At 61.4% G+C, this 24,870-nt stretch carries 31 protein-coding genes; 18 read left to right on the forward strand and 13 right to left on the reverse strand.

What is annotated here, in order from left to right:
• Positions 1-20: 20 nt before the first annotated feature.
• Both radC and map read right to left on the reverse strand, forming a co-directional pair.
• Positions 21-845, reverse strand: a complete 825-nt coding sequence (gene radC / locus N2597_RS07780) for a RadC family protein (protein ID WP_077993932.1) — start codon at positions 843-845, stop codon at positions 21-23.
• Positions 846-852: 7 nt separating this feature from the next.
• A complete protein-coding gene (map, locus tag N2597_RS07785) occupies positions 853-1,689 on the reverse strand; it encodes a type I methionyl aminopeptidase (protein WP_077993931.1) in 837 nt (278 codons plus the stop codon).
• Between the two features lie 236 nt (positions 1,690-1,925).
• Here map and N2597_RS07790 point away from each other — a divergent pair, with 236 nt between their 5' ends.
• From N2597_RS07790 to N2597_RS07800, 3 genes are all read left to right on the forward strand, one after another.
• Positions 1,926-2,585, forward strand: a complete 660-nt coding sequence (locus tag N2597_RS07790) for a TetR/AcrR family transcriptional regulator (protein WP_009994753.1) — start codon at positions 1,926-1,928, stop codon at positions 2,583-2,585.
• A 131-nt stretch (positions 2,586-2,716) separates the two neighbouring features.
• Complete coding sequence (locus N2597_RS07795; protein WP_009994755.1) at positions 2,717-2,890, forward strand: hypothetical protein; 174 nt, start codon at positions 2,717-2,719, stop codon at positions 2,888-2,890.
• On the forward strand, positions 2,887-3,219 hold the full coding sequence (locus N2597_RS07800; RefSeq protein WP_077993930.1) for a DUF6105 family protein: 333 nt from the start codon (positions 2,887-2,889) through the stop codon (positions 3,217-3,219). Before N2597_RS07795 ends, N2597_RS07800 begins: the two co-directional genes overlap by 4 nt.
• On the opposite strand, the gene ruvX is transcribed toward N2597_RS07800, so the two are convergent.
• Positions 3,156-3,650, reverse strand: coding sequence for a Holliday junction resolvase RuvX (ruvX, locus tag N2597_RS07805; RefSeq protein ID WP_106795652.1), 495 nt, complete (start codon positions 3,648-3,650; stop codon positions 3,156-3,158). The two genes, N2597_RS07800 and ruvX, sit on opposite strands and share 64 nt — an antisense overlap.
• Before the next feature lie 113 nt (positions 3,651-3,763).
• On the opposite strand from ruvX, the gene N2597_RS07810 reads away from it, so the two are divergent.
• The 5 genes from N2597_RS07810 to N2597_RS07830 all read left to right on the forward strand — a co-directional run bounded on the left by N2597_RS07810 (position 3,764) and on the right by N2597_RS07830 (position 7,148).
• On the forward strand, positions 3,764-4,468 hold the full coding sequence (locus N2597_RS07810) for a metal-dependent hydrolase (RefSeq protein ID WP_009992750.1): 705 nt from the start codon (positions 3,764-3,766) through the stop codon (positions 4,466-4,468).
• Positions 4,469-4,536: 68 nt separating this feature from the next.
• Positions 4,537-4,824: an Asp-tRNA(Asn)/Glu-tRNA(Gln) amidotransferase subunit GatC gene (gene gatC, locus N2597_RS07815; protein WP_183596504.1), complete on the forward strand. Its 288-nt coding sequence runs from the start codon at positions 4,537-4,539 to the stop codon at positions 4,822-4,824.
• A gap of 57 nt (positions 4,825-4,881) precedes the next feature.
• Entirely contained in the window at positions 4,882-6,363 is a 1,482-nt protein-coding gene (gene gatA, locus N2597_RS07820; RefSeq protein ID WP_077993928.1) for an Asp-tRNA(Asn)/Glu-tRNA(Gln) amidotransferase subunit GatA, read from the forward strand.
• Complete coding sequence (locus N2597_RS07825) at positions 6,354-6,866, forward strand: GNAT family N-acetyltransferase (RefSeq protein ID WP_077993925.1); 513 nt, start codon at positions 6,354-6,356, stop codon at positions 6,864-6,866. The genes gatA and N2597_RS07825 overlap by 10 nt, the downstream gene beginning before the upstream one ends.
• 6 nt (positions 6,867-6,872) lie before the next feature.
• A complete protein-coding gene (locus N2597_RS07830; protein ID WP_077993923.1) occupies positions 6,873-7,148 on the forward strand; it encodes a hypothetical protein in 276 nt (91 codons plus the stop codon).
• Positions 7,149-7,199: 51 nt separating this feature from the next.
• Here the strand turns inward: N2597_RS07830 and N2597_RS07835 are convergent, their stop codons facing one another.
• Positions 7,200-7,457: a YjhX family toxin gene (locus N2597_RS07835; RefSeq protein ID WP_039619461.1), complete on the reverse strand. Its 258-nt coding sequence runs from the start codon at positions 7,455-7,457 to the stop codon at positions 7,200-7,202.
• Positions 7,458-7,766: 309 nt separating this feature from the next.
• Here N2597_RS07835 and N2597_RS07840 point away from each other — a divergent pair, with 309 nt between their 5' ends.
• Positions 7,767-8,273: a GNAT family N-acetyltransferase gene (locus tag N2597_RS07840; RefSeq protein WP_077993920.1), complete on the forward strand. Its 507-nt coding sequence runs from the start codon at positions 7,767-7,769 to the stop codon at positions 8,271-8,273.
• Positions 8,274-8,350: 77 nt separating this feature from the next.
• Here the strand turns inward: N2597_RS07840 and N2597_RS07845 are convergent, their stop codons facing one another.
• Both N2597_RS07845 and N2597_RS07850 read right to left on the reverse strand, forming a co-directional pair.
• Entirely contained in the window at positions 8,351-8,725 is a 375-nt protein-coding gene (locus tag N2597_RS07845) for a VOC family protein (protein WP_039619465.1), read from the reverse strand.
• Positions 8,726-8,732: 7 nt separating this feature from the next.
• Positions 8,733-8,909, reverse strand: coding sequence for a hypothetical protein (locus N2597_RS07850; protein WP_009991334.1), 177 nt, complete (start codon positions 8,907-8,909; stop codon positions 8,733-8,735).
• Between the two features lie 259 nt (positions 8,910-9,168).
• Between N2597_RS07850 and gatB the strand changes: the two genes are divergently transcribed.
• From gatB to N2597_RS07875, 5 genes are all read left to right on the forward strand, one after another.
• Positions 9,169-10,671 carry an Asp-tRNA(Asn)/Glu-tRNA(Gln) amidotransferase subunit GatB gene (gene gatB, locus N2597_RS07855; protein ID WP_077993918.1) on the forward strand — a complete coding sequence of 501 codons (1,503 nt, stop codon included), beginning with the start codon at positions 9,169-9,171 and terminating at the stop codon, positions 10,669-10,671.
• 3 nt (positions 10,672-10,674) lie between these two features.
• Entirely contained in the window at positions 10,675-11,178 is a 504-nt protein-coding gene (locus N2597_RS07860; protein WP_096764049.1) for a GNAT family N-acetyltransferase, read from the forward strand.
• 3 nt (positions 11,179-11,181) lie between these two features.
• Entirely contained in the window at positions 11,182-11,655 is a 474-nt protein-coding gene (locus N2597_RS07865) for a GNAT family N-acetyltransferase (RefSeq protein WP_009995150.1), read from the forward strand.
• Between the two features lie 102 nt (positions 11,656-11,757).
• The gene (locus N2597_RS07870; protein WP_004671258.1) at positions 11,758-12,156 is read left to right on the forward strand and encodes an NADH:ubiquinone oxidoreductase subunit NDUFA12; all 399 of its coding nucleotides are present in this window, start codon (positions 11,758-11,760) and stop codon (positions 12,154-12,156) included.
• Between the two features lie 112 nt (positions 12,157-12,268).
• Positions 12,269-12,709: a DUF2155 domain-containing protein gene (locus N2597_RS07875; protein WP_009995152.1), complete on the forward strand. Its 441-nt coding sequence runs from the start codon at positions 12,269-12,271 to the stop codon at positions 12,707-12,709.
• 116 nt (positions 12,710-12,825) lie between these two features.
• On the opposite strand, the gene aat is transcribed toward N2597_RS07875, so the two are convergent.
• The 5 genes from aat to N2597_RS07900 all read right to left on the reverse strand — a co-directional run bounded on the left by aat (position 12,826) and on the right by N2597_RS07900 (position 16,649).
• A complete protein-coding gene (gene aat, locus N2597_RS07880) occupies positions 12,826-13,440 on the reverse strand; it encodes a leucyl/phenylalanyl-tRNA--protein transferase (RefSeq protein ID WP_009995153.1) in 615 nt (204 codons plus the stop codon).
• A 7-nt stretch (positions 13,441-13,447) separates the two neighbouring features.
• Positions 13,448-14,803 carry an acetyl-CoA carboxylase biotin carboxylase subunit gene (accC, locus tag N2597_RS07885; RefSeq protein WP_179363877.1) on the reverse strand — a complete coding sequence of 452 codons (1,356 nt, stop codon included), beginning with the start codon at positions 14,801-14,803 and terminating at the stop codon, positions 13,448-13,450.
• Positions 14,804-14,807: 4 nt separating this feature from the next.
• Entirely contained in the window at positions 14,808-15,281 is a 474-nt protein-coding gene (accB, locus tag N2597_RS07890; protein ID WP_077993912.1) for an acetyl-CoA carboxylase biotin carboxyl carrier protein, read from the reverse strand.
• A gap of 20 nt (positions 15,282-15,301) precedes the next feature.
• Positions 15,302-15,739 (reverse strand): type II 3-dehydroquinate dehydratase, encoded by a 438-nt coding sequence (gene aroQ / locus N2597_RS07895; RefSeq protein WP_038688586.1) that lies wholly within the window; start codon positions 15,737-15,739, stop codon positions 15,302-15,304.
• Positions 15,740-15,890: 151 nt separating this feature from the next.
• The gene (locus tag N2597_RS07900; RefSeq protein ID WP_039619477.1) at positions 15,891-16,649 is read right to left on the reverse strand and encodes a DsbA family protein; all 759 of its coding nucleotides are present in this window, start codon (positions 16,647-16,649) and stop codon (positions 15,891-15,893) included.
• 209 nt (positions 16,650-16,858) lie between these two features.
• Here N2597_RS07900 and N2597_RS07905 point away from each other — a divergent pair, with 209 nt between their 5' ends.
• Positions 16,859-18,016, forward strand: coding sequence for a pyridoxal phosphate-dependent aminotransferase (locus N2597_RS07905; protein WP_077993910.1), 1,158 nt, complete (start codon positions 16,859-16,861; stop codon positions 18,014-18,016).
• Between the two features lie 37 nt (positions 18,017-18,053).
• Here the strand turns inward: N2597_RS07905 and N2597_RS07910 are convergent, their stop codons facing one another.
• Both N2597_RS07910 and N2597_RS07915 read right to left on the reverse strand, forming a co-directional pair.
• On the reverse strand, positions 18,054-19,397 hold the full coding sequence (locus N2597_RS07910) for a DUF2778 domain-containing protein (protein ID WP_077993908.1): 1,344 nt from the start codon (positions 19,395-19,397) through the stop codon (positions 18,054-18,056).
• A 207-nt stretch (positions 19,398-19,604) separates the two neighbouring features.
• Complete coding sequence (locus tag N2597_RS07915) at positions 19,605-21,473, reverse strand: PHA/PHB synthase family protein (protein WP_225881373.1); 1,869 nt, start codon at positions 21,471-21,473, stop codon at positions 19,605-19,607.
• A 146-nt stretch (positions 21,474-21,619) separates the two neighbouring features.
• On the opposite strand from N2597_RS07915, the gene N2597_RS07920 reads away from it, so the two are divergent.
• The 3 genes from N2597_RS07920 to N2597_RS07930 all read left to right on the forward strand — a co-directional run bounded on the left by N2597_RS07920 (position 21,620) and on the right by N2597_RS07930 (position 24,859).
• Entirely contained in the window at positions 21,620-22,033 is a 414-nt protein-coding gene (locus N2597_RS07920) for a hypothetical protein (RefSeq protein ID WP_183596501.1), read from the forward strand.
• 221 nt (positions 22,034-22,254) lie between these two features.
• Positions 22,255-23,472, forward strand: a complete 1,218-nt coding sequence (locus N2597_RS07925) for an LL-diaminopimelate aminotransferase (protein ID WP_038692505.1) — start codon at positions 22,255-22,257, stop codon at positions 23,470-23,472.
• Positions 23,473-23,533: 61 nt separating this feature from the next.
• Positions 23,534-24,859 carry a homoserine dehydrogenase gene (locus N2597_RS07930; protein ID WP_077993904.1) on the forward strand — a complete coding sequence of 442 codons (1,326 nt, stop codon included), beginning with the start codon at positions 23,534-23,536 and terminating at the stop codon, positions 24,857-24,859.
• Positions 24,860-24,870: the final 11 nt, after the last annotated feature.

Raw genomic sequence — 24,870 nt, forward strand, 5'->3', positions numbered from 1 at the left:
GTCAACTCCAGCCTTGCTTCTCAGATCAGCTTCAGCCCCTTGAGGCTGACATGTCCGTCCTTGCCGATGATGATGTGGTCGTGGACGGTGATGTCGAGCGCCTTGGCCGCCTCGATGATCACCTTCGTCATGTCGATGTCGGCGCGAGAGGGCGTCGGGTCGCCGGAGGGGTGGTTGTGGACGAGGATGATCGCTGTTGCCGAAAGCTCGAGCGCGCGCTTGACCACTTCGCGCGGATAGACTGGCGTATGGTCGACCGTGCCGCGGCCCTGTACCTCGTCGGCGATCAGCACGTTGCGCTTGTCGAGGAAGAGGATGCGGAACTGTTCGCGGGTCTCGTGCGCCATGGCGGCGTGGCAGTATTGAATGACCGAGGACCAGGAGGAGAGCACCTGTTTGCTTCTGATCTCGCTTTTCAACGTCCGGTGGGCCACCGTCGAGATCAGTTTCAGGTCGAGGGCTACATTCTCGCCGACGCCTTTGACCTCGGTCAGCAACGCCGCCGGCGCGCCAAAAACGCCGGAAAGTGAGCCGAAGCGTTCGATCAGCGCCTTGGCGATCGGCTTGGTGTCGCGCCGCGGGATCAGGCGGAAAAGCAGGAGCTCGAGGATTTCATAATCGGCCAGCGCCGTGTCGCCCTGCTCGCGGAAGCGGTCACGCAGCCGCTCGCGATGACCGTGGTAATGTTCCGGTGCGGAGAGCGAGGCGGGCAGGGCGGTCCGGGCATTCGGCACGGTTGGGTTTTGCGGCCGGCCGCCGAAGAACGAACGTTCGTCGGCAACAGGCTCTTCAGTCGCGAAAGGCAGCTCGTCGTCAGAAGATGTTGCAGCAGGCCCCTTCGCCATCGGATCGTCACCTGGCAAGCGACGGCAGTCCGGGCCGGTCGAGCCCAGCAGGTGACAGCGTGAAGATCTCGCAGCCGTCGGCGGTGACGCCGACCGTATGTTCGTATTGTGCCGAAAGCGAGCGGTCGCGGGTCACCGCCGTCCAGCCGTCGGCCAGCACCTTCACATGCGGCCGGCCGAGATTAATCATCGGCTCGATGGTGAAGATCATGCCTTCACGCAGTTCGGGCCCTTCATTGGCGCGGCCGTAATGCAGGATGTTCGGTGAATCATGGAACAGCCGGCCGACGCCGTGGCCGCAGAAATCGCGCACCACCGAACAGCGCTCGGCCTCCGCATAGGTCTGGATCGCTTCGCCGATCGCCCCGGTGCGGGTGCCCGGCCTGACCGCGGCAATGCCGCGCATCAGCGATTCATAGGTCACTTCGAGCAGTCGCTCGGCGGCGCGCTTGACGGTGCCGACGGGATACATCCGGCTGGAATCGCCGTGCCAGCCGTCGAGCACGAAGGTGACGTCGATATTGACGATATCGCCTTCGCGCAGCGGCTTGTCGTTCGGAATGCCGTGGCAGACCACATGGTTGATCGACGTGCAGGTCGACTTGGTGTAGCCGCGATAGTTCAGCGTCGCCGGATAGGCGCCGTGGTCCATGCCGAAATCGAAGACGAACCGGTCGATCTCATCGGTCAGCAGGCCGGGCTTGACGATATCGGCCAGCGCATCGAGGCAGCGGGCGGTCAGCTGGCATGCCTTGCGCATGCCTTCGAATGCTTGCGTGTCGTAAAGCCGGATGGCGCCGGTGTTCTTCGGCGGCGCGGAAGAGGCTTCGATATAGTTCACCATTGCAGGGCCTTAGCGGAGAATATTAGCTTTGTTCATAATTCAGCTATGACGGGTTCGTCCATCGCGATCAACCGTCGGGGCGAGATTTCTCAAGGGATTTGGCCGCCTCAAGCAGCCATTCGCAGCCGAATTATTCGTGCCGAACGAAATATCCACAATCTTCCCAAAGGGATAGGATTGATCGGAGGAAGCCTCCCCGCTACTCACCGATTGGTGACAGCGGGGAAGGGTCGGTCATGCTGAATGAAGCAATAAATCTTGATAGTTCGCCCGGCGCCGGTGGCGAGCCGGAACGGCGGGTGCGCGATCGCGGCGCCACCGAGCGCGCCATCCTTGCCGCCGCAAAGGGCCTGCTGGCGGAAGAAGGCTTCCAGAATTTCGGCATCAATGCCGTCGCCCGCCGCGCCGGTTGCGACAAGCAACTGATCTACCGGTATTATGGCGGCCTTGACGGTCTGGTCGAGGCGATCGGCGCCGATCTCGGCACATGGGTGAGGGATCGCATTCCGGAAGATGCTGGCGGCATGTTCCTGCTCACTTACGGCGATCTGATGGAGCGGTTGGCGCTGCTTCTGCTCGACGCCTTGAGAAATGATCCGCTGATGCGCCGCATCCTCGCCTGGGAGGTATCGGAAAATACCGAGCAGGTGAGGCGCCTTTCCGAAGCACGATCGAAGGCTCTCGCCCTTTGGCTGGATCGCATGCGCGGCTCGCTGGCGCCGCCGAAGGGTGTGGATGCGGCGGCTGTCAATGCCGTCGTCATCGCTGCAATCCAGCATCTCGTGCTTGCCGGGTCCGCCGGCGGCCAATGCGCCGGCCTGTCGCTCAAGACATCAAAGGACTGGGAGAAGGCGGCGACGGCGCTGAAGCGTCTCGTTCGCGGCGTCTATGGCTGACATTTCCGTTATCCACAGGAGGCGGATGCGGCGTTAACCTTAACGAATGGTTTACGTTGCGTGGGGCGGGTTAAGCCGACACTGTGACACCAGCAGAGATGGTACGAGTGAAAGTCCCCGAGTTGACATCCATGGGAAGCAAGATCGCCAAAGCCGCATTTTTGGTGACGGCAATGATGTTCTTCGCGCTCCTGGCGCTGGATATTGCAATTCCGACGCTGGTGCTTTGCACCATGGCATTGTCGACTTGGTTGGTCTCCCTCGATCTGCCCGTCGCGCGCAAGCATGGAGGAGAGGCCGCATGAAGTGGTTTCTGATCTTCTGGGCCGGCCCCATCGTCTTTCTGGGCGGATGGTACTGGCTCTCCTATTACGACATCAATTTCGGCATCTTCATGCTGACACGGCAGGTCCATGACCTGACGTTCCAGATCTACGGCGAGGCGCTCGGCATGCCCCCGGAGGCTATCCCGCCGCTCGTTGCCCGGGCAATCGCCGTCGACAGTGTCATCGTCTTCGCCCTCCTTGGCTTCAGAAAGCGCAAGTCGATCATTGCCTGGTGGCAGGCGCGTCAGGCGCTGAATTCCTCCCCTGCAGATCTTGCCAGCAAGGAAAGTCTGTCGAGCGCGCCCTGAAGAATGAAGCTGGCCGCGGCCGAATCGATCCGTTCGGCGCGTTTGGCGCGCGAGACGTCCATTTCGAGCAGCGTCCGTTCGGCCGCAACCGTTGAAAGCCGCTCATCCCAATAGACGAAGGGCAGCGCCGTTTTCTGCTCCATGTTGCGTACGAAGGCACGCGTCGCCTGCACGCGCGGGCCCGCCGATCCGTCCATATTCATCGGCAGGCCGATCACGAAGCCCGCGACCTTTTCCGTTGCCGCGAAACCCAGCAGCGCCTGCGCATCGATGGTGAATTTGACACGGCGGATCACCGGCCGTGGCGTGGCGAAACGCCGTCCGAGGTCGGACATCGAAAGCCCGATCGTCTTGGTGCCGAGATCGAGGCCGGCAATCGCCTTCCCGGGGGCGAGGGTTGCGGCCATTTCCTCGATGGTCAGCACCGTCATTGCCATTTCATCCCGTCAAAAGAAATTGAAGTCGCCGCCGCTTTCCTTCGCCGGCGCATGAGATATGTCCTTACCATCGAAATCAGATTTTGCATCACGTAAGGAGAGATTTTATGAAGATCACCTGGCTTGGCCATTCCGCCTTTCGCATCGAGACCGGAAAGGCGAAGATCCTGCTCGACCCGTTCCTCAATCATAACGCTTCCTTTGCCGGCCAGGACATCAAGGATGTTTCTTCAGGCATCACCCATATCCTGCTGACGCACGGCCATGGCGACCATGTAGGCGATACGGTCGCGCTCGCCAAGGAAACCGGCGCCGTCGTTCTCGCCAATGCCGATCTCGCCGGTTGGCTGGGTTCCAAGGGCGTCGACAGGATCGAAATGGGCAATACCGGCGGCACGATCACCTTCGGCGGCTTCTCGGCGACCTTCACCAATGCGCTGCATTCCTCCGCCCAGATCACCGAGGACGGCGTCTCGCATGCGCTTGGCAACGCCAACGGACTGATGCTGCATTTCGACGACGAAGCCTCGATCTTCGCCATGGGCGACACCGATATCTTTTCCGACATGGGGCTGATCAACGAACTGCACCAGCCGGATATCGGCTTCGTGCCGGTCGGCGACCGCTTCACCATGGGCGGCGCAGTGGCGGCACTCGCCTGCCAGCGTTACTTCAGCTTCAAGACCGCGATCCCCTGTCATTTCGGCACCTTCCCGATCATCGATCAGACGGCCGATAAGTTCATTGACGGCATGGAGGGATCGAAGACTGAGGTGAAGGCGCTGAAGCCTGCCGAGAGCCTGTCGATCTGACGAAACCCCGTTGCACCGGGCGGACATGGCCTTTATAGCGATAGGAAAAATCCTATCCGGAGAATGCCATGTCCGTCGATCTTGCCACCGTGAAGCGCGTCGCCAAACTCGCCCGTATTGCCGTCTCCGAGGACGAGGCAAACCGCATGGTCGGCGAGCTGAACGGCATCTTGGGCTTCGTCGAGCAGCTCTCCGAAGTCAATGTCGACGGCGTCGAGGCGATGACGTCGGTCACCCCGATGGCGATGAAGAAGCGGACCGACGAGGTGACCGATGGCAACAAGGCGGCCGATATCGTCGCTAACGCACCGGTCACCGACCACGATTTCTTCCTGGTGCCGAAAGTCGTCGAATAGGGCGCCACAAGCCTCTTTCCGACCCTGTTGCCATTTAAGATCTGAAGCGAAAACACGATGAGCGAACTTACCAGCCTGACCATTGCCGAAGCCCGCCGGAAGCTGCGCGCCAAGGAAATCACCGCACTCGAACTGACCGACGCTTACATCGCGGCGATCGATGCGGCCAATGAGCGGCTGAACGCCTATGTGAAGGTCACGCCGGATCTGGCCCGCGTCATGGCCAGGAAATCGGACGAGCGCATCGCCGCCGGCACGGCGGGCGAGCTCGAAGGCATTCCGCTCGGCATCAAGGATCTCTTCGCCACCGTCGGTGTCCACACCCAGGCCTGCAGCCATATCCTCGATGGGTTCGAGCCGCGTTATGAATCAACCGTCACGCAGAACCTTTGGGACGACGGCGCCGTTATGCTCGGCAAGCTGAACATGGACGAATTCGCCATGGGCTCGTCCAACGAGACCTCCTATTACGGCCCGGTGATCAATCCCTGGCGGGCTGAGGGCTCCAACCAGCAGCTCGTTCCGGGCGGCTCCTCCGGCGGCTCGGCCGCCGCCGTCGCCGCGCATCTTTGCGCCGGCGCCACCGCAACCGATACCGGCGGCTCCATCCGCCAGCCGGCTGCCTTCACCGGTACGGTCGGCATCAAGCCGACCTATGGCCGCTGCTCGCGCTGGGGCACCGTGGCTTTCGCGTCCTCGCTCGATCAGGCCGGTCCGATCGCCCGCGACGTGCGCGATGCCGCGATCCTTTTGAAGTCGATGGCAAGCGTTGACGCCAAGGACACGACCTCGGTCGATCTGCCCGTGCCGGATTATGAGGCAGCCCTCGGCCAGTCGCTGAAGGGCATGAAGATCGGCATCCCGAACGAATATCGCGTCGACGGCATGCCCGAGGAGATCGAGACCCTGTGGCGCCAGGGCATTGCCTGGCTGAAGGATGCCGGCGCCGAGATCGTCGATATTTCGCTGCCGCACACCAAATATGCGCTTCCGGCCTATTACATCGTCGCCCCCGCCGAGGCCTCCTCGAATCTGGCGCGCTACGACGGCGTGCGCTACGGCCTGCGCGTCGACGGCAAGGATATCGTCGACATGTACGAGAAGACGCGCGCCGCCGGCTTCGGCCAGGAAGTCAAGCGCCGCATCATGATCGGCACCTATGTGCTGTCGGCCGGCTATTACGATGCCTATTACATCCGCGCCCAGAAGGTCCGCACGCTGATCAAGCACGATTTCGAACTCGCCTTCGACGCCGGTGTCGACGCCATCCTGACCCCGGCCACCCCATCCTCTGCCTTCGGCGTCGCCGACGAGAACCTCGCCGCCGATCCGGTGAAAATGTATCTGAACGACATCTTCACCGTGACGGTCAACATGGCTGGCCTGCCGGGCATCGCCGTGCCTGCCGGCCTCGACCACAAGGGCCTGCCGCTCGGCCTGCAGCTGATCGGCAAGGCCTTCGACGAGGAAACTCTCTTCAAGACCGCTTACGTCATCGAACAGGCCGCCGGCAAGTTTACGCCGGCCAAGTGGTGGTAACGGATCTCACGATCCGAACGATAGTCCCCGCCGACCACGAAGCGGTCGGTGCCGTCGGCTTCGCCGCATGGGCCGCAGGCGGCGCCTTCGAGGATTGCTATCGCGATCCTCATGTGATCGCCAAGGTACAGCAAGAGTTCGCCGCCTTTCCACATGAGACGAAGGGCGAAATCTTCGTTGCTGAACAAGCGGGCGAGATCGTCGGCTGGACAGCACGGGAAGGCGAACGGAATTATGTGTCCGATCTCTGGGTGCATCCGTATTCTCAGGGCAAGGGTGTCGGCCGGGCTCTGCTGTCGTATTTATATGAGCTGATGGCGGCCGAAGGGCTGGCGACGGTCCGGCTCGACACACATGCAAGGAATGAGCGCGCGATCCGTCTCTACGAACGCTGCGGCTTCACCATCATCTGGCATGGCGTCGAATTCTCCAAGAGCATGGGCGTTCCGCTCGAAAAGGTGCATATGGAGAAGCAATTGGCTGATCGACCAAATCGGAGATGAGGTCTTATGGCGAATAGTGATCTTGTGCGACTGATCGAGGCAATCGATCGTCTGGCGGCAGGCGGTTTCGTCATGGGCGCGGATTGGCAGGCGGTTCACGATATCTGTCAGCGCCATGAAGGCGAACAGCCGTTCGACTGGGGCCATGCCCTCTGCCACCGCATCGAGGGCGACGACTGGAATGCCGATTACTGGTATCGCCGCGCCGGCAAGACGCGCGGCACCGGCACGATGGCCGACGAATGGTCGGCGATGCGAGCGGTATTGTCTCAGAAGGCTTGAGGCCGTGCCCTGACCGCGCCGGTTTGAGGCGCGATCAGGTTGATGGCCCTATTATCTGTTGTCCAGCTGTGATCTGACCAGCTTCAACCCCCTTTCGGTAATCCGGTAGGGCTGGCCGCCAGACGATTTGATCGCCTTCAGCCGCTTCAGCCTGCGGAAGAGATCGAGGTCGACGCCGGGATAGAGCCAGCCGTCACGGGTGAAGCAACTGACGTTCTCGATCTTCCTGTCGTCGTCGCGGGTGATTTCGATGCGGCCGCCTTGGGCCATGAGATGCAGGATGCGCTGATCCGTGCGGGAAATATCCATGTGTTGAGATCCGGTATTGCGCCCGGCAGGGCGCACAAAAACGGTCTGACGCTCAATCGAACGTCAGGGCTTCGTTTTTTCGGGCCCATGCGCGCAAGAAAACTTGCGGGCAGGGCCTTTACCGGGTCTCAGGCAGGTTCAACATAAACACCTCGATAATGTTTTGTATTGAGGTCGCAAAAAGCGGTCAAGAGCGCCCTTGTCGTTCAAAACCGGTCGAAAACCATGGTTTCCACCAGTCATCCTTTTGGGGGCACTGGTAAAATCCGCGACTCAATGGTCTAGTTGTGGGCTAACGCGGAGGTGTCGTTGATCCACATTCGCAATGCCCGCGACGGGGAAGCGGAACTTTTGAGTGAGATCGGGCTGAGGGCCTGGCAAAAGGCGATGGCGTCGATCGGCGAATCGGACGCGATGATCGACGCAGCGCGTAGCGCCTTTCGCAACTTCGTGGAAAACGACTGGCTGACCATCACCGTCCTCGAACAGAACGGCCAGGTCGCCGGCTGGGCGGCGCGCGAGGGCCTGGATGAAACCATCTCGGATTTCTGGATCGACCCCGTCTTCACTCGACAGGGGCTGGGTTCGGCGCTCCTCGAGCGCATTGAAAAGGAGATCGCCGAACAGGGCTTGGAGAAGGCGGCGATGCAGACTCACTCTGGCAACAGCGAGGCGATCGGTTTCTTTCGGAAGCACGGCTACAGCATCCATTGGCTCTCGGTCGCCTATAATCCGAAGCTCGACCGCGACGTACCCTCCGTCGGACTGACGAAGCAGCTCGTCTCCGACGGCGGCGGATACGGACAGGAATTCTGAGGTTTCAAATCCCCGCAGAAGGCGGATGAGTGCTTGCGGCGCGCATGTGCAAATGTCGCCGGGCGCCGTACGCGAGGCTATTCGGAGGTGACGCAGAAGTTGTTGCCTTCGGGGTCATTCAAGACCGTGTAGGCATCCGTCTCACGCACGAAAGTCGCGCCGAGGGATAAGAGCCGTTCCACTTCTTGTCTGCGATCCGAAGCGGCGATGTCGAGATGGACACGGTTGCGGGCGGGGCGCTCTCCCTGGCGAAGGTGGAAGCAGAGGCGTGTTCCGGGACCGTCGACCATCACGGTCGGGTCCGTCTCAGGTGTCAGCCCCATCTCGGCAAGGCGGGCCAGCTCCGCATCGTCATAAGGCATCACTTCGTAGCCATCGAGCGCCGCGGCCCAGAAACGGGCGACACGCGAGGGGATGTCGCAGTCGATGACGATCTCCTTCAGCCTTCCCATGACGCTTCTATGACTTGCGGGATCGGCGCTGGGAAACGCGCTCGACGATCGCGCCACCGATAGCCGGTAGCAGTGCGAAAAGCATGAGCTGCGGTGTTCCCTGCAGCGTCAACAAGGCGGAAATGATGAGCGCGACCAGCACCCCCGTGAGGGTTCCGACCAGATAGGGCAGATAATCCTTCAATCGAGCCTCCATATTGTCAGGGCCTCAAGTCCGAACGGTATTTTGAGACAAACATAGAGAGGACTGCGGTATCGACAATCGGGGACGGTCGAAGCTCGTTTCGGTCGCTTCGCATATCGGAGCATACCGCGCTCCGGTGCAAAGCAGCGTCTCGGCCTTAAGCGACCATAGGCGGCTGCTAACGCCGCGAAAGCCTTGCACCGGCACGCCATTTCCTTTACCTCACCAATGGAAAAGAACAGCCTGCAAAGAGTATCAGATGACCCTTGTCGACGTCCGCACGCCTGATCCGAAACGCTTCATCCCCGGCGCCACCGGCGACTGGGAAGTCATTGTCGGCATGGAGGTTCATGCCCAGGTGCTGTCCAATTCGAAGCTCTTCTCCGGCGCCTCGACGGAATTCGGTAAGCCGCAGAATTCGAACGTGTCGCTGGTCGATGCCGCCATGCCCGGCATGCTGCCCGTCATCAACGAGGAATGCGTCAAGCAGGCGGTGCGCACCGGTCTCGGCCTCAAGGCTCGGATCAACAAGCGCTCGCTCTTCGACCGCAAGAACTATTTCTATCCCGATCTGCCGCAGGGCTATCAGATCTCGCAGTTCAAGGATCCGATCGTCGGCGAGGGCAAGATCGTCATTTCGCTCGGGCCGGACCGTCAGGGCCAGTTCGAGGATATCGAGATCGGCATCGAGCGCCTGCATCTGGAACAGGATGCCGGCAAGTCGATGCATGACCAGCATGCGACCATGTCCTATGTCGATCTGAACCGGTCCGGCGTGGCGCTGATGGAAATCGTTTCCAAGCCCGACATGCGTTCCTCCGACGAAGCCAAGGCCTATATGACCAAGCTGCGTTCGATCGTGCGTTATCTCGGCACTTGCGACGGCAACATGGACGAGGGCTCGATGCGCGCCGACGTCAACGTCTCCGTCCGCCGCCCGGGCGAGGCTTTCGGCACCCGTTGCGAGATCAAGAACGTCAACTCCATCCGCTTCATCGGCCAGGCGATCGAATATGAAGCCCGTCGCCAGATCGGCATTCTCGAGGATGGCGGCGAGATCGAGCAGGAGACGCGCCTCTTCGACCCGAACAAGGGCGAGACGCGCTCGATGCGCTCCAAGGAGGATGCGCACGACTATCGTTACTTCCCCGACCCGGACCTGCTGCCGCTCGAATTCGACGATGCCTTCGTCACGGCGCTGGCAGCCGATCTGCCGGAACTGCCTGACGACAAGAAGGAGCGCTTCGTGCGCGAGCTCGGCCTGTCGGTTTACGACGCCTCCGTGCTTGTCTCCGAAAAGGCGATCGCCGACTATTTTGAGGCTGTGGCCGCGGGCCGCGACGGCAAGACAGCGGCAAACTGGGTGATCAACGACCTGCTCGGCGCGCTGAACCGCACCGGCAAGGACATCGAGCAAACGCCGGTCTCGCCGGCCCAGCTCGGCGCCATCATCGACCTTATCAAGGCTGGAACCATATCAGGCAAGATCGCCAAGGACCTCTTCGAGATCGTGCTGACCGAAGGCGGCGACCCCGCCGAAATCGTCGAAGCGCGCGGCATGAAGCAGGTGACGGATACCGGCGCGATCGAAAAGGCCGTCGACGAGATCATCGCTGCCAATCCCGATCAGGTGGAAAAGGTCAAGGCGAAGCCGACCATGGCCGCATGGTTTGTCGGCCAGGTGATGAAGGCGACCGGTGGCAAAGCCAATCCGCAGGCCGTCCAGGCGCTGGTCAAGGCAAAGCTCGGCATCGAGGAATAAGCGGTGTATTTCGTCCGCACCGCCGGCGAGGGCGACCTGGAGAAGGTTCGCGCTCTTCTGGTGGAGAGCTTTCACGCCACCTATGACGACCTGCATGGCAAGACCAAGGTGGACGAGCTGATCGCCCATCTTTTCACACCGGCGGCGCTGAAGGCGCGCCTGGCGCGCAAAGATGCCGAGTTCCTCGTTGCCGACGACGGCCGCAAGTTCGGCGGCGTGGGGTATGCGGCGATGTCGCAGGCGTTGACGAAAACGGTCATGCTGCATCTGCTCTATGTCAGCCCGACGCTGCAGCGCCAGGGCATCGGCCGCGACATCTTCGCTGAACTCGAAACCTGCTTTCCCGATGCGGAAATCATGCGTCTCGAAGTCGAGCCGCAAAATGCGGCGGCCATCGCCTTCTACCATGCGCACGGCTTCACCGAGGTCGGACGCAACGAGTATAGCGCGCCCGGGCAATCCGGCATTCCGGCGCTGATCTTGGAAAAACCGCTCGAGGGGCACTGAGCCATGCAGGTCGGGGTGCCTGATATTCTCGTTCGTCAGGCGCGAAAGGACGATCTCCCGGCCCTCGTGGCAATCTTTGCCGCCGATGCGCTCGGCGGTCACGGCGATACGACGGATCCTGAGGCCTTTGTCGATTATGTCAGGGCTTTCACAGCCATCGAGGCCTCGCCCAACCAGACGCTTTACATTGCCGAGCGCGGCGGCGAGGTCGTCGGTACGTTCCAGACGATGCTGACGATCTCGTTAACCGGCCGCGGCTCCTCGGCGATGATCATCGAGGCGGTGCAGACGCGCTCCGATATGCGCGGGCAGGGGATCGGCGCGCGGATGATCGAATTCGCCATCGCCGAGGCAAAAGGCCGCGGTGTGCGCCTTGTGCAATTGACCTCGAATGCGATACGCAAAGACGCCCATCGTTTCTATGAAAGGCTTGGCTTCAAACCTTCGCATCTGGGCTTCAAGATGGCCTTGAAATGACCCTTGGCTCTCGTGGAATCGCTGGACAATTCGGCTTGGCGACGGCATAAGCGAGAAAACGAATTCTGGTTTGGTCCGCGCTGGCGGGCACAAGGAAAAGACATGTGGAATCTTCTGGTTCAGACCTTCACCTGGTGGAATAGTCAGACGATGGGCACGCGTTTTGCGACCTGGCGTTTCGGCAAACGCGTCGGCGAGGATGAATTCGGCAACGTCTATTATGAAGGCGGCATGTCGTCCTACGGTCTGCCGAAGCGCTGGGTGATCTACAAGGGTTATGCCGAAGCCTCGGCCATTCCGCCGGGCTGGCACGGCTGGATGCACCATCGCACCGATGTACCTCCGTCCAAGGAAAACTACGTCGCCAAGGAATGGCAGAAGACGCACCGCCCCAACCTCACCGGATCGCCACAGGCTTACCGCCCGCCGGGCTCTCTCGCGGTTCCCGGCGAGCGTCCGCGCGTCACCGGCGATTACGACGCCTGGACGCCAGGCAACTGAGACGGCTGACCGGGCGATCCCCAAGCCCGGCTTTTGGCCACAATTGACCTTTACCCGCAGGTTGGCCGCGCTTGACCGCGGATGAAACTGAAAATTATCTGGAGACGGGTACATGAAGCTCTTCACGCGGAACATGGTCCTGCGTGCCGCCGGATCGCTGCTGGCGCTCACGGCTTTGCTTCCGATCGGTGCGGCACATGCCACCCGCATCGAAAACCCGGTTGCCGTCTTCTCCGGCCTCGACAAGATCACCGGCCGCATCACGACCTTCGACGTCTATGTCAACGAGACGGTGCAGTTCGGCGCGTTGCAGGTGACGCCGAAGGTCTGCTATTCGCGCGATCAGGCTGAAGCGCAGAAGATCGACGGTTTTGTCGAGGTCGACGAGATCACCCTCGACCGCAAGATCCGCCGCATCTTCACCGGCTGGATGTTTGCCGCCAGCCCCGGCCTCAACGCTGTCGAGCACCCGATCTATGACGTCTGGCTGAAGGACTGCAAGACAAGCTCCGACGTCCCGGCTCCTGACGGCACCAAGGCGACCGCCCGTTAACACGTGCCGCGCGAGGGCACCGCAGCGTCAGCGCGTCTTTTGAGACACGCAGGGGAAGCCGCAGCACTTTGCTGCGCTCGCGCGCGTACCGGTGGTGTTTTGTTCCTCGATCGCGCTTAAAACTTGAGGTGTGGCGATTCCATCGCGGCGGCAAGCAGCAGGGCATAATCGGCCTTCGGAACGTCGATCGCTCCGAACGTCTTCAGATGCTCGGTGGTGAACTGGGTGTCGAGCAGGGTGAAGCCCTTTTGCCGAAGCCGGTCGACCAGATGCACGAGGCAGATCTTCGACGCGTCCGTTCGGCGTGAAAACATGCTTTCGCCGAAGAAGGCCGAGCCGAGCGAGACGCCGTAGAGGCCGCCGACCAGTTCATCGCCGTGCCAGGCTTCAACGGTGTGGGCGTGGCCCATGTCGAACAGCGTCGAATAGAGCGATCGGATTGTCTGGTTGATCCAGGTGCTCGGGCGACCCGATGTCTCCTCGGCGCAAGCCGCAATCACCTGCTCGAAGGCGTGGTCGAAACGGATCTCGAAAGGATGCCGGCGCACCGTCTTGGCGAGGCTCTTCGATACATGGAAACGATCGAGCGGCAATACGCCGCGCATTTCCGGCTCGACCCAGAAAATCTCCGGGTCGTCTGCGGATTCGGCCATCGGGAAGAGGCCGATGGAATAGGCGCGCAGGAGAATGTCAGGGGTGATGCCTGGTGATTTCCTGCGCGGTCCTGCCATTCCTATCCTATGCCGCCGGTGTGTTGGCGAGGTGGTGTTCCAGCCAGTGGATGTCGTAGTCGCCGTTGGCGATATCCTGGTTGGAGACGAGTTCCTGGAACAACGGCAGCGTCGTCTTGATGCCGTCCACGACGAATTCATCGAGCGCGCGGCGCAACCGCATCATGCACTCGACGCGGGTGCGGCCGTGCACGATCAGCTTGCCGATCAGGCTGTCGTAATAGGGCGGGATCTTGTAGCCCTGATAGGCGCCGGAATCGATGCGCACGCCAAGGCCGCCCGGCGCATGGAAATGCGTGATCGTGCCGGGCGAGGGCACGAAGGTGCGCGCATCCTCGGCATTGATGCGGCATTCGATGGCGTGGCCGGAAAAATGCACTTCGTCCTGCGTCACCGACAGGCCGCCGCCGGAAGCGACACGGATCTGCTCGTGCACGAGGTCGATACCGGTGATCGCTTCGGTGATCGGATGTTCCACCTGCAGGCGGGTATTCATTTCGATGAAATAGAACTCGCCATTCTCGTAGAGGAATTCGATCGTGCCGGCGCCGCGATATTTCAGCTTCTTCATGGCGTCGGCGCAGATCTGGCCGATCTTCATCCGCTGCTCGACATTGAGCGCCGGCGAATTCGCTTCTTCCCAGACCTTCTGGTGGCGGCGCTGCAGCGAGCAGTCGCGTTCGCCGAGATGGATGGCGTTGCCTTCGCCGTCGCCGAACACCTGGATTTCGATGTGGCGCGGCTTGCCGAGATATTTTTCCATGTAGACGGCATCGTTGCCGAAGGCGGCTGCCGCCTCCGTGCGGGCCGTCGACCAGGCCTCGATCAGATCGGCCTCGCTCCTGGCGACCTTCATGCCGCGCCCGCCGCCGCCGGCGGTTGCTTTGATCAGCACGGGATAGCCGATTTCGGCGGCCGTCCGCAGCGCATCCTCTTCGGTCTTCACTTCGCCGTCCGAGCCTGGAACGACGGGAATGCCGAGTTCCAGTGCCGTCGTCTTGGCGGTGATCTTGTCGCCCATAATGCGAATATGATCCGCAGTCGGTCCAATGAAGGTGATGCCGTGGGCTTCGAGAATGTCGGCGAACTTTGCGTTCTCGGAGAGAAAGCCGTAGCCCGGATGCACGGCGTCGGCGCCGGTGATCTCGCAGGCGGCGACGATCTGGTGGATATTGAGATAGCTCTCGCGCGAGGAGGGCGGACCGATGCAGACGCTTTCGTCGGCAAGGCGCACATGCATGGCATCGGCGTCGGCGGTGGAATGCACCACGACGCAGGCAATGCCGAGCTCTTTGCAGGCCCGGAGCACGCGAAGGGCGATTTCCCCGCGATTGGCGATGAGGATTTTCGAAATCATGGGCATAGGCCTATTCGATGACGACGAGGGCTTGGCCGTATTCGACGGGATGTCCGTCATCGACGAGGATCTCAGTGACCTTGCCCGACTTCGGCGAAGGGATCTGGTTCATCGTCTTCATCGCTTCGATAATGATCAGCGTCTGGCCTTCCTTGACGGTGGCGCCGATCTCGATGAAGGGGCGCGCGCCCGGAGCCGGCGCCATGTAGACGGTGCCGACCATCGGCGCATTGACGACATTGGCCGGATTGCGGGTGGGTGCTGCGGCCGGTGCTGCGCCTGCCGCTGCCGGAGCGGCGACTGCGGGCGCGGCAAAGGCCGGTGCTGCGATCGGCGCCTGCACGTATTGCGTCGCGCCGGCGCGCGAAACGCGGATGCGCAGGTCGTCCTGCTCGACCTCGATCTCCGTCAGATCCGTCTCATTGAGGATGTTGGCGAGATCGCGGATCAGTGCCTGATCGATACCCGATTTCTTTTCAGCCATGGTGTTGCCCTGTCTTCTTCTTATGCCGTGATGTTTTTCAGCGCATGCAGCGCCAGGATGTAGCTGTGAGGCCCGAAACCGCAGATCACGCCCTTGCATGCAGGCGCGATCATCGATTTGTGGCGGAATTCTTCCCGTGCATGGACGTTGGAAATGTGCAGTTCGACGACGGGAATGGAAATAGCGCGGATCGCATCATGCAGCGCGACCGATGTGTGCGTATAAGCGCCTGCATTGATGGCGACGCCGACGGCCTTTTCGTCGGCCTCGTGAAACCAATCCACAAGCGTACCTTCGTGATTGCTCTGGCGGAAATCAATATCGAAGCCGAGTTCGCGGCCGGCGGCCCTGCAGTCCGTCTCGATGTCCTTCAGCGTCTTGCCGCCATAAATGCCGGGCTCTCTTTTACCGAGCATGTTCAGGTTGGGGCCGTTCAGGACAAAAATCGTTTGCGTCATCGAATGTTCCGTAAAATGCACGACGGCAACCTATAGACTCCGCGAGGGCTGAATGAAAGCCCTTACGGATTGGCCGGCCGGAATCGCGCCACATTTGTCCACATGGCTGAAACGCTTCGATTTTGGCGATTTGATGAGATGGCCGCTTTGCTCAGCAGGCGGTCTTGCCGCAGTTGCGCATATTCTTGACCTTGGCTTCGAGATCGTCGAGGCCGACGGCGCCCGGCACCAGTTCGTTGCCGATTACGTAGGACGGCGTGCCGCTGATGCCGAGGCTGGAGGCGAGCTGGTAGGTCGCCTGGACGATGCCGTCATTCGGGCTCTTCGCCATCTCGGCGCGGATCTTGTCTTCGCTGACGCCGAGCGAGGCGGCAACCCCGATCGCGCTTTCGTCGGAGGCGCGGCCCTCGCTGCTGAGCAAGGCAAAATGGAAATCGGCGTATTTCTCCGGCGCCAACTTGCGGAAGGCGTCCGCCACCTTGTGGGCGGCAACCGAATCCGGCCCGAGGATCGGAAATTCCTTGAGCACGAATCGGACATTCTTGTCCTTCTTCAGCATCGCCTGCATGTCGGAAAGCGCATGACGGCAGTAGCTGCAATTATAATCGAAGAACTCGACGACGGTGACATCGCCCTTCGGATTGCCGAGCGTGACGTCGTTCTTCGAATCGAAGATCGCGGCCGTGTTCTCTTCGATCGCCATATTGGCCTTCACCAGCCGCTGGGCTTCCTGCTTCTTCTGCAGCGCCTCCTGGACATCGAGCATGATCTCGGGATTCTCGATCAGATATTGCTTGATGAATTCGCCGAATTCCTTCTTCTGCTGGTCGTCGAGCGCTGCCGCCGGAAACGGAAGGGCGATCGATGCGGCAAGCGCCAGTGCGGTGAAGGTTTTCGGGAAGAAGGCCATGATATCCTCGTCAACGGCGATGGGTGGTCTCCTATTGAGAAGACCGTCGCCGGGTTAATGGACTTGAATGCGTCGCGTCAAGGTAGAGGGCGTTCGGTTCCGCTCAAACAGGAATTTTTCATCCCCGCGTAACGCTCGCGGGATTGTGATGAGCCGATTAATGCGGCAATTGTCGGGCCGTCATCGAAGAAGCCGAGCGAGAAACGACCTTGTTTTCCATATCCAAACGCAGCGAAGTCGAGCCTTTTCACGCCATGGATGTCCTGGCCGAGGCGACGAAGCGGCGCGCCGGCGGCCATCCCGTCATCTCCATGGCGGTCGGTCAACCCTCGCATCCGGCCCCTCAGGCGGCCCTCCAAGCGGCCCGCGAAGCGCTGGCAGAAGGCCGGATCGGTTACACCAATGCGCTGGGAACGGCGCGGTTGAAATCGGCACTTGCCTGGCATTACCGGAATCGCCACGGCCTGGAGATCGATCCGGCGCGTATCGCCGTCACCACAGGTTCCTCGGCCGGCTTCAATCTCGCCTTCCTGTCCCTCTTCGATGCCGGCGATGCGGTGGCGATCGCAAGACCCGGTTATCCCGCCTATCGCAACATCCTGGGCGCGCTGGGCCTGAAGGTTGTCGAAGTGCCGGTAAGTGCCGAGACTCACTTCACCCTGACGCCCGAGAGCCTCGAGGCGGCGCAGAGGGAAAACGACGTGACGCTGAAAGGCGTGCTGCTCGCAAGCCCAGCCAACCCGACCGGAACCGTGACTGGCCGGGACGGACTGAAGGCGCTTGCGGATTATTGCGCGGCGCATTCCATCGCCTTCATCTCCGATGAAATCTATCACGGGCTGACCTTCGCCAGTGAAGAGGCGAGCGCGCTGGAGCTGACCGACGAGGCGATCGTCATCAACTCCTTCTCCAAATATTATTGCATGACCGGCTGGCGAATCGGCTGGATGGTGCTGCCCGAGCGCCTGGTGCGGCCGATCGAGCGGGTGGCGCAGAGCCTTTATATCTCCCCGCCCGAGCTCTCCCAGATCGCCGCCACGGCGGCGCTCGGCGCAGCCGAAGAGCTTGACAAAGTCAAAGCAAGTTACGCCGCCAATCGTGATCTGCTGCTCGACCGCCTGCCGAAGATCGGCCTAGCACCCGCTTCACCGATGGACGGCGCCTTCTATGCCTATCTCGATGTCTCGCGCTTCACCAATGACAGCATGGGCTTTGCCAAGCGGATGCTCACCGAAATCAATGTCGCCGCAACCCCTGGGCTGGACTTCGATCCGCTGGAGGGACACCGCACCCTGCGCGTGTCTTATGCGGGATCGCAGGCAGAGATCGCTGAGGCGGTGGAGCGAATCGCTGCCTGGTTGAAGTAGCGTTCGGCGAGAGCAAAACTGCTTGTTCTCTTATCCATCAGCTGCGCGATGAAAACAGCGAGGCAAGCGTCGAAGCCGGCTTGTTGTTCAGCCGCGGCACGACCACGAGCTGCTTGATCTCGCCACGCTTGTAGGCGGCCAAGAAGCGCTTGTAATCCTTGAAGGAAACGCAGCCGTTGGAATCGCCGTTCTTGCCGAGCATGTAGGTGTGGGCGAGCAGGCCGACCCGATCGTAGATGGCGTCAGAGCCCTCGACCGGCGTCAGCCGCAATGCCTCGACGCCGTGGAACGGGGCCTCGCGCATGGTGAGGACATAGGTGTGGGGCGGTGTCGGTCCGCGCATCTTCTTGTTGGCGTAACGCGGATTGTCGCGCATCTTGCCGAGGCCGGAATGGGCCTCCAGCCGCTCGCCGTTCGGCAGATAGACGGTGCTGTTTTCGATATCGTAGATGGCGACGCCGGCGCGCAGCTTCGGCGAGAAGACCGGCTTGTCGTAACGCGGGACGGCGTCGTCCTCATCGTCCTCGATCGGCGCGTTCGGCTTGGCATAGGCAAGCACGGGCGCGGCGGAACGCTGCACCTCCTTGGAACCCAGGGCCGGTTTGCCGATCAGGCCATCCGGACGCGCCATCGGCAGCGGCACTGAACCGGCATCCGGCGCCAGCACGAGATCGAAGGGTTGCTGTTCTTCGGCCTCGGCAACTTCTACCGGCGCAGGCTTTTCCTGCGGCAGCGACGCCGTCTTGAGGGCGGGTGCGGCCGGCTCGACCGGGGCTGGCGCAATCTGCTGGGGCCCGGCATCCGCAAGGGCGAGCAGGGCAGGAAGTTCAACGGCTGCGACGGTTTCCTTGGAAGGAATGATGATGCGGTCGCCGTCGTTCTCTTCCGTATCCGCCCGGGCAAGCTCGACCGACGGCGTGATGCTGTCGTCCTTGACGAATTTCGCGGTGTCGGAAGGCGTTGCTGCGGCAACGGCGACCGGCGGTTCGGCAGGGGTGACAGGGCGATTCTTTGCAAGCGCCAGCGATGCCGCTGCGGCAGCGTTGGTCTTTTGCGCATGCGATTGGATGAGATGAGCCGTCAGGGCAACGACCGGCTTGGCATTGAAGGCGGCCAGCCGATCGGCTTTGCCGACATGGATCAGTCGTTCGTGCGACGTCGCCGGCTTAGACTTCGGCGCCGACGCGACATGCGTGAAGCTCTCGGACGGAGAAACGGGTGCGCCGATCGAATGCATTGTCGCGAAGGTCGCGATCAGCCATGTCGAGGTCAGGAATCCGGCGCCGACGACGCCGTAAAGAAAGCCGCGAGATCTGCGCAAACGAACAGCAGATCCACCAAGTGAGGTGGCGCCATTAAACGCCCCGACCGCAAACGCCATACCAGACTCGTCTTTCAAACTCGCTACGCAGGCCGGCGGCACTGACTGACTACACTTCGCCGGGGCCGGTAATGGCGCAAATGGGCCGAATTTAGACCATTCGCGACATCCGACTGTTTCGCAAGAATGACGAATTATGGTTTCTAATTTGTTTACGCGGGATTGCTCTTTCCCAAGACGTCTCAAAGAGAGATGCGGGTAGGCTTCTCAGACGCGTTCCATCACGTAACTTCCCGGCGCTTCCTCGATCGCATTCAGCGCATCGCCGCCGGGTTTGCGCGCCGCAACGCGTCTGCCGTCATGCGTCTCGATCCAGGCCCGCCAATGCGGCCACCACGATCCCGGCGTCTCGGTCGCCTGCTCGAGCCAGGTTTCGTACTCGCCCTTGGCCGGGCCGCCCGTCCAGAATTGATACTTCTTCTTGTCGGGCGGGTTGACAACGCCGGCGATATGTCCCGAGCCGGTGACGACGAATTCCACCTTGCCGCCGAAGAACCGGCTGCCGAGGAAGACGGATTTGGCAGGGGCGATGTGGTCCTCGCGGGTGGCGAGATTATAGATCGGGATCTTCACGTCCTTCAGCGACACGGGCTTGCCGTCGAGGATCATCTCGTTCTGCGTCAGCGCGTTGCGGAGATAGCAGTTGCGCAGATAGAAGGCATGATTTGCCGCCGCCATGCGGGTCGAATCGGCGTTCCAGAACAACAGGTCGAAGGGCAGTGGCTCCTGGCCCTTGAGGTAGCTGTTGACGAAATAGGGCCAGATCAGCTCGGAAGCGCGCAGCATGTTGAAGGCCATCGACATTTTCGAGCCGTCAAGATAGCCGGCGGACTTCATATGCTCTTCGAGCGCGGCAAGCTGCTCCTCGTCGACGAAGACTTTCAGGTCGCCGGCATGGGTGAAGTCGACCTGGGTGGTGAAGAGCGTCGCAGTCTTGATGCGCTTGTTCTTCTCCTTGGCGTGTAAGGCCAGCGTCGCCGCCAGCAGCGTGCCGCCGACGCAGTAGCCGACGGCATTGACCTCCTTCTCGCCGGTCGCCTTCTCGATTATCTCGAGCGCGAAATCGATGCCTTCTCGGGCATAGGCCGCCCAGTCCTTCTCGGCGTGCCGCGCATCCGGGTTGACCCAGGAAATCACGAAGACGGTCTGCCCCTGGTCGACGCACCATTTGATGAAGGATTTCTGCGGGTTGAGGTCGAGAATATAGAATTTGTTGATCCAGGGCGGGCAGATCAGCAGGGGCCGCTTCAGCACCGTCTCGGTGGACGCCTCGTACTGGATGATCTGGCAGATATCGTTCTGGGCGATCACCTTGCCCGGCGTCAGCGCCATGTCGCGGCCGACGGCGAATTTCGTCATGTCGGTCTGGCGAAGGCGAAGCTCGCCCCTGCCGGCGGCGATATCCTCGGCGAGCATTTTCATCCCGCGCACCAGGTTTTCGCCGTTGCTGGCAATCGTCTCGCGATAGAGCTGCGGATTGGTGGGGATAAAGTTGCTCGGCGAAAGCGCTGCCGTGATCTGCTTCACATAGAAGCCGGCCTTGTGCTTCGTGTGCTCGTCAAGGCCGTCGGTCTCCGACACCAGCTTCTCCACCCAGTCGGTGGTTACGAAATAGACCTGGCGGAGAAAATCGAAGAAGGGATTCTTCTGCCAGTCCTCGTCGGAGAAGCGCTTGTCCTTGCGGGTGTCCGGCTCGGGCGGCAGGGGCTCGCCTGGCAGTCCGCTCATGCTTTGCATGCGCTGCATCGAGCGCATCCAGATGCCGAAGAACGAAGACATCAGCTGCGTCTGCGCCTCGAAGGTGCGGCGGGGATCGGAGATCCAGTATTCGCTGACCTTGGAAAGCGTCTTGACCATGTCTGCCATCGGATCGATGACGGTTTCGCTGATCTCGCCGCGTTCGCGCGGCGCAAGCCAGGCCGAAGCGGCTTGCCCGAGATTTTCGAGCGCCCGGGCGAAATTCATCGCCATGGTCTCGGGATCCTTCAACACATAGGGATCGAGATCGGTTGCGTCGAAACCGGCCTTGCCGCCATTCTTCTGGCCGCCACTCTCCTGCTTGCTGTCGGTCACCATTTCCTCCGGCGGCAGCACCCTATTTATCCGTTCGTTGTACATCGTGATCGAACGAGAAAACAAGTTCCACCCGCATCGGCTCGTGCTATTGCTTTGTGGCTGCGACAAATTTAACAGTCGAAGCAGTCAGAACTGGATTTTGAGGCATGACGAAGAACGGCATTCGGCGCATCGCAACCTTCAACCGCACCGCATTGATTTGCGCCGCGGCGGCGATGGCCCTTGCCGGATGCAATCTTACGGCGGAGGAGAAGGCCGCGGCCGCTGCCAAGCGAGCGGCGCCGACCGCCGTCGTCATGCCGGCCACCAAGGGCGATGCAATCGAAGGTGGGCTTGCGAAGTCGCCGGACGGCTATCCGAATTTCGGCGCGCCGCTGACGGCCGCCAATGTCCAGATGAGCGACGAGCAGGCGGCCGAACTGCAGCATCAGCTGACAGCACTTGCCGCCCGGCGCAAGGCCGGCACGATCTCGGAAGCCGAATATCAGGCCAAGGTCGCCGAAATGCGCCGCCTGGCCGCCGAGCACGGCGAGCAGACGCTCTCCGAAATCTCCAAATAAACCTTGCCTTTCAAGCGATTTGGACGCAAAGCCTTCGGCAAGGATCGGAAGATGCAATTTTCCTGATAATGCGCTTTGCGCGGCCTTTTCGTCAAAGATTTGCCGCGTGGCTTGGGTCTGATGAATACGGCGCTGCGATTCTGAAGTTCGTGTCGCAGCCGCCGGGAGACGGAACGAACTTCGACTGCGGCCCGAAATGCCGCCTTTCCATGGGGAATGAAATGGAAGAGTTTCACAAAGTCCGGCGTTTGCCGCCTTATGTTTTCGAACAGGTCAACCGTTTGAAAGCAAGCGCGCGAGCGGGCGGCGCCGATATCATCGATCTCGGCATGGGAAACCCTGACCTTCCCACTCCCCAGGCGATCGTCGACAAGCTCTGCGAAGTCGTGCAGGACCCGCGCACGCACCGTTATTCGTCGTCCAAGGGCATTCCGGGGCTGCGTCGCGCTCAGGCCGCCTATTATGCCCGCCGTTTCGGCGTCAAGCTCAACCCGGATACGCAGGTGGTCGCCACCTTGGGCTCCAAGGAAGGCTTCGCCAATATGGCCCAGGCGATCACGGCGCCCGGCGATGTCATCCTCTGCCCGAACCCGACCTATCCGATCCACGCCTTCGGCTTCCTGATGGCGGGCGGCGTGATCCGCTCCATGTCGGTCGAGCCGGACGAGAGCTTTTTTCCGCCGCTCGAGCGCGCCGTCCGGCATTCGATCCCGAAGCCGCTGGCGCTGATCCTCAACTATCCCTCGAACCCGACCGCCCTCGTCGCGACGCTCGATTTCTACAAGGACGTCGTCGCCTTCGCCAAGAAGCACGACATCATCGTGCTGTCCGACCTTGCCTATTCGGAGATTTACTTCGACGGCGCTCCGCCGCCGTCGGTTCTCGAAGTGCCGGGCGCGATGGATGTGACGGTCGAGTTCACCTCGATGTCGAAGACCTTCTCCATGCCCGGCTGGCGCATGGGCTTTGCCGTCGGCAACGAGCGGCTGATCGCGGCGCTCACCCGCGTCAAGTCCTATCTTGACTACGGCGCCTTCACGCCGATCCAGGTGGCGGCGACGCACGCGCTGAACGGCGATGGTTCCGACATTGCCGAAGTCCGCAACGTCTATAAGCGCCGTCGCGACGTCATGGTCGAAAGCTTCGGCAAGGCCGGCTTCGAAGTGCCGCCGCCGGCTGCCACCATGTTCGCCTGGGCGAAGATTCCGGAAAAGTTCCGTCATCTCGGCTCGTTGGAATTCTCCAAGCTCTTGGTCGAAAAGGCCGACGTCGCCGTTGCCCCCGGTATCGGCTTCGGCGAACAGGGCGACGACTATGTCCGTCTGGCGCTTGTCGAGAACGAACACCGCATCCGCCAGGCTGCGCGCAACATCAAGAAGTTCATGTCGACGGCGGACGAGACGATGCATAACGTCATTTCGCTGAACGCACACCGCTAATTTCAACGCTCGGCAGCCGCCTTCCGCGGCTGCCGCCACACAGACATTTCAGGATCGATCCATGGCAGATGCCCTCAAAATCGGCATTGCGGGCTTGGGCACCGTTGGCGCCTCGCTTGTCCGCATCATTCAGCAGAAGAGCAACGAGCTTGCCGTCACCTGCGGGCGTCCGATCACGATCACGGCGGTCTCCGCGCGCGACAAGACGCGGGACCGCGGGATCGACCTTTCCGGCGTCACCTGGTTCGACCGGCCGGAAGAGCTTGCCGAAAAGGGCGACATCGATGTCTTCGTCGAGCTGATGGGCGGGGCCGAAGGGCCTGCCAACGTCTCGGTGCGTACAGCACTGCGGCGCGGTCTCCATGTGGTGACGGCCAACAAGGCTCTGCTTGCCTATCACGGCGTCGAGCTTGCAACGATCGCCGAGGAGAAAGGCTCGCTCCTGAACTTCGAAGCAGCGGTCGCCGGCGGCATTCCCGTCATCAAGGCCCTGCGCGAATCTCTGACGGGCAATGCCGTCTCGCGCATCTACGGCATCATGAACGGCACCTGCAATTACATCCTGACCAAGATGGAGAAGGAAGGGCTTTCCTTCGCCGAATGCCTCAAGGAAGCGCAGCGGCTGGGTTATGCCGAGGCCGATCCTGCCTTCGATATCGAGGGCAACGACACCGCCCACAAGCTCGCCATCCTGACGACGCTTGCCTTCGGCAATCGCATCGCCGCCGACGATATCTATCTCGAGGGTATCACCAACATTTCGATCGAGGATATCCATGCCGCGGCCGAGCTCGGCTACCGCATCAAGCTGTTGGGCGTTGCCCAGCGCACCGAGACCGGCATTGAGCAGCGCGTCCATCCCACAATGGTGCCGGTCGATTCGGTCATCGCCCAGGTGGACGGCGTCACCAATGCGGTGGCGATCGAATCCGATGTGCTCGGCGAGCTGCTGATGGTCGGTCCCGGTGCCGGCGGCAATGCCACGGCCTCGTCGGTGCTCGGTGACATCGCCGATATCGCCAAGAGCCGGCCGGGCGCCCAGCGCGTGCCGGTGCTCGGCCATCCTGCAAAGGCGCTCGAGCCCTACCGCAAGGCGCAGATGCAGAGCCACGAGGGCGGCTATTTCATCCGCCTGACGGTGCTCGACCGCACCGGCGTCTTTGCAAGCGTCGCCACCCGCATGGCCGAAAACCACATCTCGCTCGAATCGATCGTGCAGCGCTCCAAGCAGCATCTGGCGCCGTCGCACCACCAGACGATCATTCTCGTTACCCATGCGACGATGGAGGAATCGGTGCGTAAGGCCGTCGCCTCGATCAGGTCGGAAGGTTATCTCTTCGGCGAGCCGCAGGTCATCCGCATCGAGCGGCCGAAAGAGGAAGCTTGATCCTTTCCCGT

Origin of the sequence: Rhizobium sophoriradicis (genome assembly GCF_025200795.1) — a bacterium.
GTDB lineage: Bacteria > Pseudomonadota > Alphaproteobacteria > Rhizobiales > Rhizobiaceae > Rhizobium > Rhizobium sophoriradicis.